We start from the raw sequence: 14,942 nt of genomic DNA, 5'->3' as shown, positions 1-14,942 counted from the left end.
TTCATCAATATTTACGCCGGCCCGACACATCACTGCGCTGGGCCGCATCGGCGTCGGCCATGCACGTTTTACAGTGTTGCAGGGCGGCCTGCAATTCTTTCTTCACCATCGCCACGGAAATGCCGAAGCGTTCGGCGATTTCCGCGTTGAGCATGCCGTCGATGCGCGCCGCCGTCAGGATGGCGCGGCGGCGCGGCGACAGGCCCGCCAGCGCCGCGTCGAGCGCCTGCACATCGAGCCGCGCCGAGACGATGCGGGCCGGGTCGCTGATGTCGTCGCCAGGCTCGTCGGCCATGTGCATCAGCTCTTCGCGTTCGCGCTCGGTGACGATGATGCGGTCGCGGCGGTAGGCATCGGTGGCGATATTGGCCGCCATGCGCAGCAGGTAGGCATCGGGATTGTGGACGGGCGCGGCGGCGGGACCCGGCGCCACCATCGCTTCGAGGCGCAGCCAGGTTTCCTGCAGCGCATCGGCCGCATGGTGCTTGCAGCCGACGACGCGCTCGAGACGCCAGCGCAGCACGGCGTAGCGCGAACTGAGGTGGCGTTTGAGCTTGGCGCGCAGGTCGGGCATGCTCATGGCACGGACATGGTCTTGGGGGCGCAATCGACTTCGCTGCCCGGCCCTTGCGGCAGCAGCAGGATGGACACGGGCTGCGGCATCGAGGGCAGCGGCGCGGTGCCCACGCGCATGCCCAGCACGACGCGCGCAATGGCCGTGTCGCGCGCGCGCAAACCCGTGCTGTCGAGCAGATGCACGCGATCCACCACGCCGGCGCGGTTCAGAGTCAGTTGCAGCGCCAGCCGGTAGCCGCCGGGACGCGTCTGCGCCGCGCGGCACAGCAGCCCCAGCAGCACGTGCTGCAAGCGGCTGACATAAGCAGCATGGTCGCCGCCGCCCTGCGTGGCGCCCGGGATGTCGGCGGCGGCCACGATGGCGGCCTGCGGCAAGTCCGCAGCATTTGCTGAAGAGCTGGACGGGGCATACACGATGACGGCTTGCGCGTCGGACAGGCGCGATTGCAGTCCCGTCCCCTCCAGCAAGGCTTGCAGGGCCGCACCCGCCGCATGGGGGCCGCGCACGGCGGCCGACTGGCGCTGCGCGTAGCGCTGGTCCATCAGCACGGCGACGCCCGTGCGGCGGCTGTACAGGTCCAGCGCGTCGCCCAGGTTTTGCGCGGCGATATCGAACTGCAAGACGGCGCCATCGGCCGGTTGCGCCCGCACGGGCCCCACCGTGGCAAGGAAACCCAGCAGTACCAGGTATCCCGCCAGCGCAAGCACATGGACGGATGCCGGGCTGCCTGTCATATCGCTATCGTGTCGCTATCGAGTGAGGGGAAAACTGCGTGGCAACAAGGCATTGCCAAGTAATAATTCTTGCATCAACTGCAATAGCCTACACACAAAAAATGACGGCTTCGTGACATGGCGCAGCGTGCAAATTTCGCCATGCGGGACGTCGGGCGCGGCTGTGATTTCGGCTACACTGGCTGCTACTTTCCCTTTCAGACGCCTGATGATCGAAAAGAATCTGCCCGAGCTGGTCATGCTGAAGCGCCTCATCGACGAGGGCGGCAGCCACCTGGAAGTGGCCGCGCCCTGCAGCATCGCCATGGATGGGCGCGAGTTTCCCGTCTACACGATCGCCATGGGCAATCCCAGCCCCGACGTGCCCGTGCTGGGCTTTTTTGGCGGCATCCACGGTCTCGAACGCATCGGCACGCAAGTGCTGCTATCCTTTTTGGAAAGCCTGGTCGCGCGCCTGCGCTGGGACGCCACCCTGCACCAGCAGCTGGAAAGCATGCGCCTCGTGTTCATGCCGCTGGTCAATCCCGGCGGCATGTGGCAAGCCACGCGCAGCAATCCGCACGGCGTGGACCTGATGCGTAACGCGCCATTGAGCGCGCGCGAAAAAGTGCCGTTCATGCTCGGTGGACAGCGCTACAGCGCCCGCCTGCCCTGGTACCGGGGCGCTGACGGAGGGCCGATGGAGCTGGAAAGCCAGGCCGTGTGCGACCTCGTCGAGCGCGAACTGCTGTCGCGCCAGTTCAGCATCGCCCTCGATTGCCATTCCGGTTTCGGCTTGCGCGACCGCATCTGGTTTCCCCACGCGCATACCAAGGTGCCAATCGAGCACCTGGCCGAGATCGGCGCGCTGGAAGAGCTGTTCAGCCAGAGCTACCCCAACCATAACTATGTGTTCGAGCCGCAAAGCCGCCAATACCGCACCCATGGCGACCTGTGGGACTATCTGTACCTGAACGGCACGAGCTACAGCGGGCGCGTGTTCCTGCCGCTGACCCTGGAAATGGGCTCGTGGCGCTGGGTCAAGAAAAACCCGCGCCAGCTGTTCAACCGGGTCAGCATCTTCAACCCCACGGCCGCGCACCGCCTGCAGCGCGTGCTGCGCCGGCATCTGGTGTGGTTCGATTTCCTCATGCGCGCCGCCAGCAGCCACGGCCGCTGGATGCCGGAAGGCTTGCTGCGCAAGGCCCAGCGCCGGCGCGCCCTGGCGCAATGGTACGAATCATGAACCCGCCCACGTGGATTCTATTGCGCGGCCTGATGCGCGAACAGCGCCACTGGGGCACCTTTCCGGGCACACTGGCGCGCGCCCTGCCCGGCGCCCACATCGTCACGCCCGACCTGCCCGGCAATGGCACGCGCCATGCGCAGGACAGCGCCACCCGCGTGGCCACCATGGTGGAGTCTTGCCGCCAGGAGTTGCAGGCGCACGGCATCCCGGCGCCCTACAATTTGCTGGCCCTGTCCCTGGGCGGCATGGTGGCCGTCGAATGGGCCAGCCGCTATCCGCATGAAATCGCCCGCTGCGTGCTCATCAACACCAGCATGCGGCCATACAGCCCGTTTTACCGGCGCCTGCGCTGGCAGAACTACGGCGCCCTGCTGCGCCAGCTGCTGCTGGGCGACGCAGCCAGCCAGGAAGCGCTGATATTGCGTCTGACCAGCCAGCGGCATGCTGGCGGCAACCCCGCCCTGCTGGCCGACTGGCTCAGCTACCAGCAGCAATACCCGGTGAGCCGGCGCAACGCGCTGTGCCAGTTGCTGTCGGCCGCCCGCTACCGCGCGCCCCTCGTCCGTCCATCCATGCCCGTGCTGGTGATGGCCGGTGCACAGGATCAACTGGTCGATCACCGCTGCTCGCAGCGCCTGGCGCGCGCCTGGCAGGCGGACTGTTTGATCCACGGCGGCGCGGGCCACGACCTGCCGCTCGACGAGGGGCAATGGGTGGCGCAATCGGTGGCGAGGTGGCTGGGCGTGGCAGCGGCAGACGATAACAAGATAAACACGGCACAATCATCATGCAGATAAGCAACCATACAGAGCAACTGACAGCGCTGGTGGAAGCCGGCGTACACGAACAGATTTTTCCAGGCGCGGCCTGGGCCGTGGGCACCGTCGACCACAGCGTGATGAGCGCGGCCGGGCGGCTCACGCCCGAACCTTCCAGCGCCGCGATGCAGGTCGATACCTTGTTCGACATCGCGTCGCTGACCAAGATCATCAGCGTCTGGTCGCTCATCGGCAGGCTGATAAGTCAGAAACGCCTGGCCCTGGACAGCCGGCTGGCCGACGTCTTGCCCGGCACGGCAGGCCATGCGCTGGCGCCCATCACGATTTTCCAGCTGCTCACGCACACGGCCGGCTTGCCGCTGCGCGCCCGCCTGCGCGCCAGCTATGGCGACGTGTACGATGATATCGTGCGCGGCGTGCTGCGCGAGCCGCTGGAAGGCACGCCGGGCCAGGCCGTGGAATACACGGACCGCGCGGCCCTGATCCTCGGCCTGGTCATCGAACGGCTGCTGGGCACGCCGCTGGACGTGGCCCTTGCGGAACATGTGCTGCAGCCGCTGGGCATGGCAGCCACGGTCTACGGTCCCGTGGCGCCACGGCACGGCCAGCTGGTCGCGCCCACCGAATTCTGCGAGCAGGCGGGCGCCCACCTGTGTGGCGTCGTGCATGATTTTTCAACCCGGCTGCTGGGCGGCGTGTGCGGCATTGCCGGGCTGTTTTCCAACGTGCCGGACCTGCAGCGCTTCTTGCGGGCGATGCTGGCGCCGGGCCGGCACGGCAGCGTCTTTGACGCCGGCTGGGTACATGCTTCGCTGACGGTGCAGACGGGCGAGCTGCAGCCGTCGCGCGGCCTGTTCTGGCACCCGGCGGCAGGCACCGCGCCGCAAGACGATGTCTGGTGCCACCTGGGCTTCACGGGCACGGCCATGTGGCTCAGCCCCCGGCGCGGCCGCTATGCCGTGCTGCTGACGAACAAGCTGTATTACACGCGCGAGTTCGACAGGATCAACGCGCTGCGCCGCGACTTCATGCGCTGCGCATTCGACCTCTGATTTTTACAAGCGCAGGCTGACGATAATCGCCAGCAGCAGCGCACTGGCCGCCGCCAATAACGCACTGTTGAAACTGTGCGACTGCGCATACAGGCTGCCGGCCAGTACGGGGCCGATGATCTGGCCGATGCCATACACCACCGTCATGACGGCCATCATGTTGGTCCCTGCCTTGACGGCGGCCCGCTGCGCGGCCGGCATGGCGATGGTCACCGTGCCGACAAACGTGCCGCCGACGAGGATGGCGCTGAACAGATAGCCGGCGGCCGTGGGCGCCAGCACGGGCAAGGCAACGCCCAGCGCCTGCAGCAGCAAATTGAGCCTCAGCGCCTGGCGCGTGCCAAGTCGCTCGTGCAGCCGGTGCCACAGGAAGCACGACGGCGCCGCCCCGAGGCCGAACACGGCCCACACGTGAGCGGAGTTCAGCCCAGGCAAGGCCGCGCCGACCAGCATGGGCAAATACGTGGCCGTGACGATATAACCAAATCCCGCCAGTCCGTAGATCAGCACGAGCGGCCACGGCGCGACGGGCGCCAGGGCCGATGCGACGGCTTGCGCCGGCGCCGCCAGGGTTGCCTGGCCGCTGGCGGCAATGGCGGGCGTAGCCACCAGCCCCGCCAGCACCGTGACGCCGGCCAGCAGCAGCCACATGCCGGCGCTGTGCCAGCCCAGGTGCGACGCCAGCACCAGCAATTCGGCCGACACGGCGATGCCGACGCCCACGCCCGCATACAGCAGCGGCGCGCCGCGACCATGGCCGCGCTGCACCAGCAGCCATAATGACGCGGCCACCATGGCCAGGGCGCTGAAGACGCCGGCCACGCCACGCACCGTCACGATGAGCCAGACGGGCATCGGCAAGGCCAGCACGCCCAGGCACAGCGCCGTGCCGGCCACCGACCACAGGCACAGCCGGTGCGCGCTGTGGGCGCGCGCGCGCATGGCCAGGACGGCGCCCAGCAAATAGCCGGCATAGTTGGCCGAGGCGGCCAGGCTGCCGTCGCGCAAGCTCAAGACGCCTTCCCTGACCATGTGCGGGTAGATGGCCGTGAAGGCGAAGCGGCCAAAGCCCATGCCAATGGCGAGAATGACGGCCGCGGCGATGGCGACGCGCAGCCTGGCCGCCGCGCTCATGCCGCAGCCTCGCCTACCTGCGCCAGCAACTGCTGGAAGGCGGGCACGTCGAATCCCGCGCGCCACACGAGCACGGTGTCAATTGGCCCTGCAGGCAAGGTTTTCAAGGTGGCCGGCGCGTCCGACAGCGCCAGCACGCTGGCCGGCAGCAAGGTCACGCAGGCGCCGGCCGCCACGCAGGCGATCATCGTGTGATACGAGTTCATTTCCTGCACCTGCCACTGCGTGCTGCCCGCCACGCCCAGCACTTCCTCCGCGATGCCGCGGTAGGTGCAGCCCTGCGGGAAGGCCGCCAGCGAGCGCGTGCGCACGTCCGAGGCGCGGCGCGCCTGCGCCTCGCTGGCTGGCAGCAGCAAGTACAACTCTTCTCGCCACACGGCCGTCGATGCGAGGCCCAGCTCCGCCAATGCGGCGGCGCCGCCGAACGCTGGCGGCAAGGCCACGAAGGCGCAGTCGAGCAAGCCCGTGCGCACTTGCTCGATCAGGGGACGCGACGGCCCCGTGCCCAGCGCCAGGCGCGTCGCCGGATAGCGGGCGTGGTATGCGGCCAGCAGCGCCGGCAGGCGGCTGGCCGCCGTGCTTTCCATACTGCCGACGCGCAAGGTGCCGCCCTCGCGCCCACCGGTGACGACGTGCCGCGCTTCCTCCGCCAGCGCCAGCAAACGCTGCGCATACTCGAGAAAGCGTTCGCCCGCCGCCGTCAGGGCCATGCGTTTATTCGTGCGCACGAACAGTTCCGCGCCGATATCGGCTTCCAGCTGCTGGATGCGCGTTGTGACGCTGGACGGTGCGCGGCCCAGCCTGGCCGCAGCCTGGGTAACGCTCAGTTCACTGGCGACGGAGCAAAAAATCCGCAATGATTCAGTATCCATCGTATTCTCTATATGAAAATGATTGTGATATTATATTCTCTAAATACGAATACTGTACAGCCGCCTTAACTTCGTGAAGGAAACACCATGAGCTCGTCCCGGCAATTTCTCGACCACCTAGCCCTGCAATTGCCCATCATCCAGGCGCCGATGGCAGGCATCTCCACGCCGCGCATGGCCGCCGCCGTCTCGAACGCGGGCGGCCTCGGTTCGCTGGCCATCGGCGCCGGCACCGTGGCGCAGGCGCGCCAGATGATCGTCGACACGCGCGCGCTGACGCACCGCCCCTTCAATGTGAATGTGTTTTGCCATGCGCCGGCAGTCAGGGATGCGCGGCGCGAAGCGGCCTGGCTGGCCCATCTGGCACCCCTGTTTGCGGAGCTGGGCGCGGCCGTGCCAGTGGCGCTCGACGAAATTTACGAAACGTTTATCGGCAATGACGCGGCGTTCGACCTGTTGCTGGAACAGCGGCCCGCCGTCGTCAGCTTCCATTTCGGCTTGCCGACGCAACAGCAGATTGCCGCCCTGCGCCAGGCCGGCGTCTACACGATGGCCACGGCCACCAATCTGCACGAGGCGGCGCTGATCGAACAGGCCGGCGTCGACGCCATCGTGGCGCAAGGCGTGGAAGCGGGCGGCCATCGCGGCGTTTTCGACCCGCAAGCGCCGGACGAGCGCCACAGCACCAGCGTGCTGCTGCGCCTGCTGGCGGGCCGCACCGCCCTGCCCCTGATCGCCGCCGGCGGCATCATGGATGGACAAGGCATCCGCGCCGCGCTGGACCTGGGCGCCGCGGCCGCCCAGCTGGGCACGGCGTTCCTGCTGTGCCCGGAATCGTCGGCCAATGCAGGCTACCGGGCCAACCTGAAAAGCGAACGGGCCGCAAGCACGCGTTTGACCAGCGTACTTTCGGGCCGCCTGGCGCGCGGCATGGTGAACCGTTTGATCGAGCACGGCGAAGCGCCGGGCAGCCCGCCCCCCGCCGACTATCCCGTCGCCTACGATGCCGCCAAACAATTGAACGCGCTGGCCAGCCAGCACGGCAATAGCGAATTCGCCGCACAGTGGGCCGGCCAGGGCGCGCCGCTGGCGCGGGAAATGGAGGCGGAGGAACTGGTGTCGGCACTGGCGAGGGAAATGGCGGCCTGATGCCGGGATGCTTCTGGAGATAAGGAAGTGCTCCTGACAGTCAAACCACGGCAGCGCTGAATGACTCGGGCCGCCGCGCAAGCAGGTGAGACAGCCGCTGAAGACCGGCCTGCAAGCGTCCACGGTCCTTGATGCTGCCCAAAGAGATGCGAATGGCGTTCACGGATGCGCTGCCCGTTGCGAATGCCTCCGCCGGCGTGACGGCGATGCCGTAGCTGGCGGCTGCGAGCGCAAGCTGCGAGGAGTGCCAATACGCGGGCAACTCGAGCCATACATGCAGACCGTCTCCGGCGCCGCTGTAGCGTCCCGCCAGCACATCGCGCGCCATCCGGTGGCGCAGGCGCGCCTCCTTGCGTACGCCTTCCATCAATCTGTCAGCCGAGCCGTCGAGTATCCACTGCGTGGCCAGGGCGGCCGTCAGAGGAGCGACCATCAGCGCAAATGATCTGAGCGCGACCAGGAAACGCTCGCGCTCCGCCGGGTCGCGTATCAGCACGAAGGCGACACGCAAGCCGGGCGTCAGGCATTTCGACAGCGTCGAGATGTAGAGCACCTGTGCCGGGGCAAACGCGGCAACGGGCGGCGGCGGGGCATCGGCAAGCAGCCAGTAGGGATCGTCCTCGACGATGCGTACATTGCAGCGCTGCGCAATGCCGGCCAGCTCCTTGCGCCGGCGTTCCGGCATGGTGATGGCGGTCGGGTTCTGCAATGTCGGATTGAGGTAGAACAGCGCGGGCTGGTGCTGGCGGCACGCTTGTTCAAGCAGCTCAGGCAGCATCCCATGCTTGTCCGCGCCCACCGCGATGACGTGCCGGCCGAACTGGGCGGCCGCGGCACGCAAGCCCGGATAACTCGTCGGCTCCGCCAGGATCACATCGCCAGGCTCCGTCAGCGCCAGGATCAATGCGGCGATCGCCGCTTGCGCACCGGGACAGACAACCACCTGCCCTGAATCCAGAGGTCCGAACATCGGTTCCAGCCACCTGGCTCCGGCCTTGCGGTCGGAGTCGCTTCCCCCGCCCAAGTGATAGGTCATCAGCAACTCATTATCGGCGCGCATCAGTACTTGAGACAAACCTTGTCGCAACATGTCGTCGAAGTCCACGCCATCCGGCGGTGGCGGCGTATTCATGGAGAGGTCAAGGATGGCGGTCAATTCGACTTTCGGCGCCGCGACATACGTGCCGCGCGCGCCGCGCCCCTCCAGCAAGTTGCGGCGCCTGGCTTCGTCGTAGGCGCGCGTGATCGTCGTCAGGTCGACGCCCAGCTGTGCCGCCAACTGGCGCTGCGTCGGCAGACGATCGCCCGCTGTCAGCGATCCGTCTGCCACCGCCACCTGCAAGGCATCGGCAATTTGCAAAAAACGGGGCCCCTTGTTCCCGGCCAATCGCGGCAACCAGCTCGTCAAATTTTCATCTTGTATGGTTTTTAACTGGGACATTTTGTCTCAATGTATGGAGATTGTTTTAAGGTAGTATGCCTCATAACCTGCAGCAACACCATCCTTGCATGGCAGTCGCAGACGTTTTTTCCTCACTCATCCGCATGCGGCACATCACCGCGCTCGATACCGTCGTTATTTCAGAGCTAGCTATAATGAAAGAGTCAAACAGGGTGCCTGGGGGGATAGTTGAAGAAAAAGTTGGAACAGTAGCTGCTGAAGCAGCATTTTGAGGCAGTGCGCCTCACGACAGATAGTGTCAAGTAATCAAGTAATAGACTGGAAATACGCAAAATGATCGATTGGACCCCTATAGTCTTCGTGACATTCAAGGCACTCGTGCTCGCCACGGGCATGTTCTTCGCCATCAAGTGGCATTACGATCAAGGCAAGAAGGATAAGGACAAGGCGAAACAGAATCGCGCGGTGCTGCGCGCGAGCGGCAAGGTGGTCGCCGGCTTCGTGCTATTGCTCATGGGCCTGGGACTCGTCACCTTCTTCATTGTCAGGATGGTCGGCTTGGACATGACCCTCCCATGACGGTCAAGAATAGCCGGCAGGTGCATTGCCGGCCATTCGCGGCAAAAACGAGGCCAAAATCCGGCAAGTCGTCTGCACCGAATGGTTGAAATCCGAAGACACGACATCAATCGGGCATGCTCATTGTCTTTGTTGAATTCCGCATCCAGCAGTTGATGTGCAGCGAAAACTGCACCGTATAGTATGTCAGGTTCGGCTTTGCTCAATTATCCAGGAGATACATTTGATGAAAATACTCGGCTTGGCGGGATTGGCGTTATTGGCAGGTGGTCTTTTCGGATGCGCCAGCATTCCCACGGCGCCTGTCACTTGTGCGGCGCCGGGAGGCTCCTGCTACGCCGGGCCGGGAGGGCCTTTGTACGCGGGGCCTGGCGGTCCCATGTATGCAGGCCCCGGAGGCCCCCGCTACGCAGGGCCCGGCGGCGCGTGTTATGCCGGCCCCGGAGGGGCCTGCAATGTCACGCCGGGCGGTGTCGGCGCATGCCCCGCGATCTGCGCCGCACCGGGTTCGGGGCCGATCCTGTAGTGTTCAAGGCCCTGCGTGATTCCCTCAGGACGTCTTCTGCGGCAACTGTTCGGCAAGTCCGATGAGGATTCCTTCGGGACCACGGATATAGCAGAGCCGATACATGTTTTCGTACCGGACTACTTCGCCGACCAGCTTCGCGCCGCGTTTGACGAGCCGGACGAGCGTATCGTCGATATCCTCGACGGTAAACATGACACGCAGGTAACCGAGAGCGTTCACCGGGGCGTTGCGGTGATCGGCGACCACGGGCGGCGCGAGGAAACGCGATAACTCGAGACGGCTGTGACCGTCCGGCGTACGCATCATGGCAATCTCGACGCGCATGCCGTGCAGACCGGTGACGCCACCTGCCCAGTCGCCCTCAATTGGCGCGCGCCCTTCGAAAACGAGACCAAGTTCGGTGAAGAACGCAATGGCGGCATCGATGTCTTCTACCACGATGCCGACGTTGTCCATACGCGTGACTGTCATGTTGCCTCCTGGCCGTCCACTGTAAACCGGACGTCAAATTGACGCATTGTGTGAGGCCTGATCGCGTGGAGAAATCGTCGACGGCCCTTGGCGCTCACCACAGCTTATCATGGAGCCGCCGAATGCGGCGCGGGAAGCGCCATCAGGAAAGAACCGTTACCGCCATCCGCGTCCAGCTGACTAGCTCGTCAGACCGCTGCAATTTTCTCGCATGGTGAATAACTGCTTCTGGCCGAGAGCATATCTCTATTGCAGCGTCCGCTTCCGCCCCAAAGCGGAAGTTCGGTCAATGAATTGACTCGAGACTCAGAATATTTCCATTCAGTAATTGTGCCTTCACCTGAGTATTCTTAGCGCGTAGAACATGTCGCCCAACCGATTGAATATACCCACAGTCACACCCTGGCCCTTCAGTCCGCGTAGTATAAGAATGTCCGTCAATATCGAAATCAATATATCCGTAACCAGGTTTGTTAAACGTTTTATTGACTTTTAGCGTCCCCGTCACTATTGATACATTGCCTTCTCGAAGCGCAGTACGACAGGTTAAAGTATCGAGCCAACCTTCAGTCATGGAATAGGCAGTTACGAAAAAGAAAATTCCTCCGAAAAAAGTCTGGACAATAAGGCCCGCAAGACCACTCATACCTTTAACCCAGCACTTCCGGCGCCAGCTTGCCCATAGCAATGCCATCCCGATTAGAAGATGTGGCACTGTGAACAGGAAACTTCCATAGGAAGTTGGCGCATTAACTGCCGAGTACAATATTGTTGACATTTGATATAAGAAATTTTGTTGGCGAAGTCAGATGCTATGGCCGCTCCTGGCCGGTAGTGGCCTATTGACGTTGCTTCAAATTTTCAGCCGATACCAGTTAGCAATATTTTTTAACTCGTTAGCAGCTCCAAATTTCTTTGCTGCTGGTTGCAGCGAAATCAACACTTCCGCCACACCCGATGGAGGCTCGGTCGTATCACTGAGTCTCACCAAATCCATCGCAAACCAACAGCAGGATACGAAAGCATATTCATTTGACTGCTTGCTTGCTAAATTCAAAACTCTGGAAATGCTACCGAACGCGTCGTTTGGTGACACGCCAATAAGCGCACGCTCTCGGATCTTTGTGACGGCCCACTCATCGTCGCTAAGTTCGACCATCCCCCTATCCAATGCCTTGCAAAACTCATCTGGCACTGACACACCAGCTCCTTATTTCAATTGACTTGGTCCGCTTTTGGCCGCTTGCCGCCGCTGCCGAATTCTGCCCAAACCGGTCTGTTTTGCTTCGCCAAAGCGCACGCTCAACGACCAAATTCAGTGACGCAGAACGCCAGTGTGCAACGACGAGTTAGAATGAAAAACATCTATTGACGCGCTCCTGGAAGACATAGGATCAGCACAACGAGAAATACACAAAATCCGAAGCTACCAACAGCCATTTGGTTATGCGGTTTGCCAATTGGAGGTGGATAGCGACCTACCGTAATTACCCGCAGTAGTAGCCATCCCGGCCAATAAAATATACCCACAATGATTACTTCGGCGACGGCTCGCAATGCAATCTCTACTAATCCATCAAGTGCCATGGTTTTGTCTCGCTAAAATCTAAGTTGACTGGCACGAATATTGAAGAGGGAAGTTAGTGTCTGACTAGTTTAACTAGTTCATGCTCACATTGCAAATAATCAACTTTTCTGGGAAGTGGCGGGAGTCAGATTACGGCCGCCAGCGGCCCATGAGCATAATGAGTTACCAAGCTAGAATAGTTACGCATTGTCACGTCAACTTGAACGTCTGCTCCTGGCCGATTACGGCTGACTCACCCAAGCTGAGCATTTGCCCAATTTATGGCATCGTTTGCACCTATAACTTCGCCCTCTTGCTGGTCAACAAGAACACCGCCGGATACCGATGCGAGCACGCTTGAAGCGGCAAGTGCAGCAGTCAATTCCAGCGGTCGAGAACCGATGATAAACTGAACAGAGAAGCCCAGTTCAGGTGCCAATCCAAGTTCGGCTATATCCTCCGAAGAGGTCGGAGCAACGTAATATTCAAACCCCGCTAGCTCTCCATTGACGGGGCAAGGAAGAAAACCAGTGAAAGAAAAAACATCAAAATCATCGTCCAGAATAACCGGAAAACCTGCATCGGTTATTGCTTTTCTCCATACACTAGGCGCCGGCATATCGCTTCGTTTTAGATATACCATTAAGTCACACGACATAAGAATCTCCGAAAAATAATTGCTGGCAGTGTTTAGCTCCGTCTGCTTCTGGTCGATTTCAGTCATGCCGTTATCTTAGCTATTTAGTTTCCAACTCCTTACGAGCGTTCGCAGCGCTATCCAAGAATGGAGCAGCTAACGCACGCTCTTTTGGAAGCTCAAGCTTGGCAGCTTGTTTCTCGAACAAAATAATATTCCTAAGAGTGGCATCCCGATATTTCTGGCGTAAGACTTCAGCATCTTGAGCTGATTTTACGGCAGCCAACTCCGTGTAGAATCTTGAAGTGATCAGAACTGGCTCATATGATTGAAGTACCCGTTGGGTCTCCTGTGCTTCGAATACTGTCTGCACAGCGATGTTGCGAGCCTCCCCAAAACCCGCATAGAAGAGATATCCGCAAACGAACCCGAGGGACGTAGAAAGTCCAAGCGCAACTATAGTTGAAACGGTTAGTTTATTCATTCTTTTCTATAAATGAACGGCTGCTCCTGGCCGAGAACAGCCTAATCCTCTTTCGGTAACGGGGAACGTGCCATTGGTTCGATATCGTCACCAGAAAGCAATTCTGACAAATCTTCTGGCGATAGCCTCTTCATTTTCTCTTCCAGCTTTCTATCATAGCTTCGGTCATTAGGATCCCAATTTTTATGGGCCTTGCGGGCATACTGCTGGACGAAGCGACCCAGTTCGGCTGCTAGTTGAGATTTTGTGCGCCTTGGAAGCATAGGTTTAGGTCAGTTTTAGTTTTTTCTCAACGTCTGCTTCTGGCCTATTGTGTTGAAGAAGTCGAACGGCAACAATTTCGGGAGGTCTCAGGCCTCCAAGCAGTCGGGAATCATTCAACAGCAGCGGTTCTGGCCAGTCTAGGCTGGCAGAGTTTCGTTCTAAATGTTAACGTCCCCGCATTTTTCAACACAATAGGCCGAAAGGCCTTCTTGGATACGACATCAAATCGAGTCAAGTTTCTGCAAATATGTTTCTGCTATCGATGCAGAAATTTCCCCATGAATTGCTGGTATCTCCAATCGTTGTAGTATGTCCCACATTGGCTGGTAGCGATCAGCTAGTTCATAATTTTCCCAATTTGGACAAATGTAGCACTCAACGGAAAGAATTAGTGAAGCCCATTCCTTCAAATCCGAAGCCGTAATTTTCTGCTGCAAGTACATCTTAATCACGGCTGCAACATCATTCGGGAATACAAATATATCCGAATCGATTTTCTTTTGATTAGATTTTAATATTCGGACAGCGTTGATACTTCCTTTCAGTGCCTCTTCGAATAGGTTCATCTACTTTCCTTCGCCTAGGTATAGGTCTGCTATTGGCCGGTAGCGGAACCAGAGGATAGCGGATTGCTAAGCAGAAAAACTCACAAATTGTCACGCTGCCACGAATGACCGCTTGTGGCCGTATCTCGCCTATAAGCAACGATACCATGTTGTCCAAATGGAAATCCAGTAAATTTCCACCTCACCTTCCTAACGCCGCCGATGCTCTTTAGACGCATAGTAGAGTTCCATTCAGGAGGTCTATCATGGAATATCAAGCACAATTTTTGGGTCAACCTACACCATGGAACAAAGACAAATTAGTCGGGCAAAAAGCGCCGCTGCGCGTAAGCGAAATCTGGGCAATTCGCGTCCGCCTAGAAATCTACCGGAGAGTGCGTGACTTGGCGCTCTTCAACTTAGCCATCGATAGCAAATTGCGTGGCTGCGACTTGGTCCAGTTGCGTGTCAACGATGTATGTCAGGGAGGGCATATAGCAGCGAGGGCCATTGTGATGCAGCAGAAAACGAAGCGACCTGTCCAATTTGAACTTACCGCAGGAACCAGGAAGAGCCTTGGGGAGTGGATTTCGGCCGCAGGTTTACGGCACGGCGACTTTCTATTCCCCAGTCGGATTTCCGAATCGCCGCATATTTCAACCAGGCAGTACGCGCGCATAGTTCACCAATGGTTCGACGAAATTGGATTGGACCCGACGGCATACAGTACACACACGATGCGTCGGACGAAGCCAACCCTCATCTACCGTCGCACAAAAAATTTGCGGGCGGTGCAGCTATTGCTGGGCCACACGCGCTTGGAAAGTACGGTGCGCTATCTTGGCATTAAGGTTGACGATGCGCTAGAAATGGCCGAGCAAACCGATGCTTGAGAACAAGGGCGACGCCAGCAGTCGCCCCGAAGCAGCCGTTGGCAAC

16 protein-coding genes are annotated in these 14,942 nt (G+C 60.5%); 6 read left to right on the top strand and 10 right to left on the bottom strand.

All coding sequences use genetic code 11. The features are described from left to right. Nucleotides 1–4 precede the first annotated feature (4 nt). Together GYK42_RS16635 and GYK42_RS16630 are read right to left on the bottom strand one after the other, a co-directional pair. Entirely contained in the window at nt 5–580 is a 576-nt protein-coding gene (locus GYK42_RS16635) for an RNA polymerase sigma factor (RefSeq protein ID WP_166448384.1), read from the bottom strand. Then, complete coding sequence (locus GYK42_RS16630; protein ID WP_166448383.1) at nt 577–1,311, bottom strand: hypothetical protein; 735 nt, start codon at nt 1,309–1,311, stop codon at nt 577–579. The genes GYK42_RS16635 and GYK42_RS16630 overlap by 4 nt, the downstream gene beginning before the upstream one ends. Nucleotides 1,312–1,519: 208 nt before the next feature. On the opposite strand from GYK42_RS16630, the gene GYK42_RS16625 reads away from it, so the two are divergent. The 3 genes from GYK42_RS16625 to GYK42_RS16615 are packed head-to-tail and all read left to right on the top strand — an operon-like array spanning nt 1,520 to nt 4,370. Beyond that, nucleotides 1,520–2,536 carry a M14 family zinc carboxypeptidase gene (locus tag GYK42_RS16625; protein WP_166448382.1) on the top strand — a complete coding sequence of 339 codons (1,017 nt, stop codon included), beginning with the start codon at nt 1,520–1,522 and terminating at the stop codon, nt 2,534–2,536. Beyond that, nucleotides 2,533–3,336, top strand: a complete 804-nt coding sequence (locus GYK42_RS16620) for an alpha/beta fold hydrolase (protein WP_166448381.1) — start codon at nt 2,533–2,535, stop codon at nt 3,334–3,336. Before GYK42_RS16625 ends, GYK42_RS16620 begins: the two co-directional genes overlap by 4 nt. Further along, nucleotides 3,327–4,370, top strand: a complete 1,044-nt coding sequence (locus GYK42_RS16615) for a serine hydrolase domain-containing protein (protein ID WP_205711431.1) — start codon at nt 3,327–3,329, stop codon at nt 4,368–4,370. The genes GYK42_RS16620 and GYK42_RS16615 overlap by 10 nt, the downstream gene beginning before the upstream one ends. A 3-nt stretch (nt 4,371–4,373) precedes the next feature. Here the strand turns inward: GYK42_RS16615 and GYK42_RS16610 are convergent, their stop codons facing one another. Together GYK42_RS16610 and GYK42_RS16605 are read right to left on the bottom strand one after the other, a co-directional pair. Then, entirely contained in the window at nt 4,374–5,504 is a 1,131-nt protein-coding gene (locus GYK42_RS16610; RefSeq protein WP_166448380.1) for a YbfB/YjiJ family MFS transporter, read from the bottom strand. Then, nucleotides 5,501–6,376 carry a LysR substrate-binding domain-containing protein gene (locus tag GYK42_RS16605; protein ID WP_166448379.1) on the bottom strand — a complete coding sequence of 292 codons (876 nt, stop codon included), beginning with the start codon at nt 6,374–6,376 and terminating at the stop codon, nt 5,501–5,503. The genes GYK42_RS16610 and GYK42_RS16605 overlap by 4 nt, the downstream gene beginning before the upstream one ends. A gap of 87 nt (nt 6,377–6,463) precedes the next feature. Between GYK42_RS16605 and GYK42_RS16600 the strand changes: the two genes are divergently transcribed. After that, nucleotides 6,464–7,525, top strand: coding sequence for an NAD(P)H-dependent flavin oxidoreductase (locus tag GYK42_RS16600; RefSeq protein WP_166448378.1), 1,062 nt, complete (start codon nt 6,464–6,466; stop codon nt 7,523–7,525). Nucleotides 7,526–7,565: 40 nt separating this feature from the next. Here GYK42_RS16600 and GYK42_RS16595 read toward each other — a convergent pair whose 3' ends face one another. Next, nucleotides 7,566–8,966 carry a PLP-dependent aminotransferase family protein gene (locus GYK42_RS16595; RefSeq protein WP_205711430.1) on the bottom strand — a complete coding sequence of 467 codons (1,401 nt, stop codon included), beginning with the start codon at nt 8,964–8,966 and terminating at the stop codon, nt 7,566–7,568. A 294-nt stretch (nt 8,967–9,260) separates the two neighbouring features. On the opposite strand from GYK42_RS16595, the gene GYK42_RS16590 reads away from it, so the two are divergent. Then, the gene (locus GYK42_RS16590; protein WP_166448377.1) at nt 9,261–9,506 is read left to right on the top strand and encodes a hypothetical protein; all 246 of its coding nucleotides are present in this window, start codon (nt 9,261–9,263) and stop codon (nt 9,504–9,506) included. A gap of 550 nt (nt 9,507–10,056) precedes the next feature. Here the strand turns inward: GYK42_RS16590 and GYK42_RS16585 are convergent. The 5 genes from GYK42_RS16585 to GYK42_RS16565 form a co-directional block, all read right to left on the bottom strand. Next, the gene (locus GYK42_RS16585; protein ID WP_166448376.1) at nt 10,057–10,506 is read right to left on the bottom strand and encodes a VOC family protein; all 450 of its coding nucleotides are present in this window, start codon (nt 10,504–10,506) and stop codon (nt 10,057–10,059) included. An 853-nt stretch (nt 10,507–11,359) separates the two neighbouring features. After that, entirely contained in the window at nt 11,360–11,665 is a 306-nt protein-coding gene (locus GYK42_RS16580; RefSeq protein ID WP_166448375.1) for a hypothetical protein, read from the bottom strand. 661 nt (nt 11,666–12,326) lie between these two features. Continuing rightward, the gene (locus GYK42_RS16575; RefSeq protein WP_166448374.1) at nt 12,327–12,797 is read right to left on the bottom strand and encodes a hypothetical protein; all 471 of its coding nucleotides are present in this window, start codon (nt 12,795–12,797) and stop codon (nt 12,327–12,329) included. 13 nt (nt 12,798–12,810) lie between these two features. After that, nucleotides 12,811–13,194, bottom strand: a complete 384-nt coding sequence (locus GYK42_RS16570) for a hypothetical protein (protein ID WP_166448373.1) — start codon at nt 13,192–13,194, stop codon at nt 12,811–12,813. 485 nt (nt 13,195–13,679) lie between these two features. Further along, nucleotides 13,680–14,024 (bottom strand): hypothetical protein, encoded by a 345-nt coding sequence (locus GYK42_RS16565; protein WP_166448372.1) that lies wholly within the window; start codon nt 14,022–14,024, stop codon nt 13,680–13,682. A gap of 245 nt (nt 14,025–14,269) precedes the next feature. Here GYK42_RS16565 and GYK42_RS16560 point away from each other — a divergent pair, with 245 nt between their 5' ends. Next, nucleotides 14,270–14,896, top strand: coding sequence for a tyrosine-type recombinase/integrase (locus GYK42_RS16560; RefSeq protein ID WP_166448371.1), 627 nt, complete (start codon nt 14,270–14,272; stop codon nt 14,894–14,896). The last annotated feature ends 46 nt before the right edge of the window (nt 14,897–14,942 follow it).

It is taken from the genome of Janthinobacterium lividum (assembly GCF_011601275.1).
Lineage (GTDB): Bacteria > Pseudomonadota > Gammaproteobacteria > Burkholderiales > Burkholderiaceae_D > Janthinobacterium > Janthinobacterium lividum_E.
Note: the sequence above shows the minus strand (reverse complement) of the source record. Positions and strands in the feature narration are given on the sequence as shown.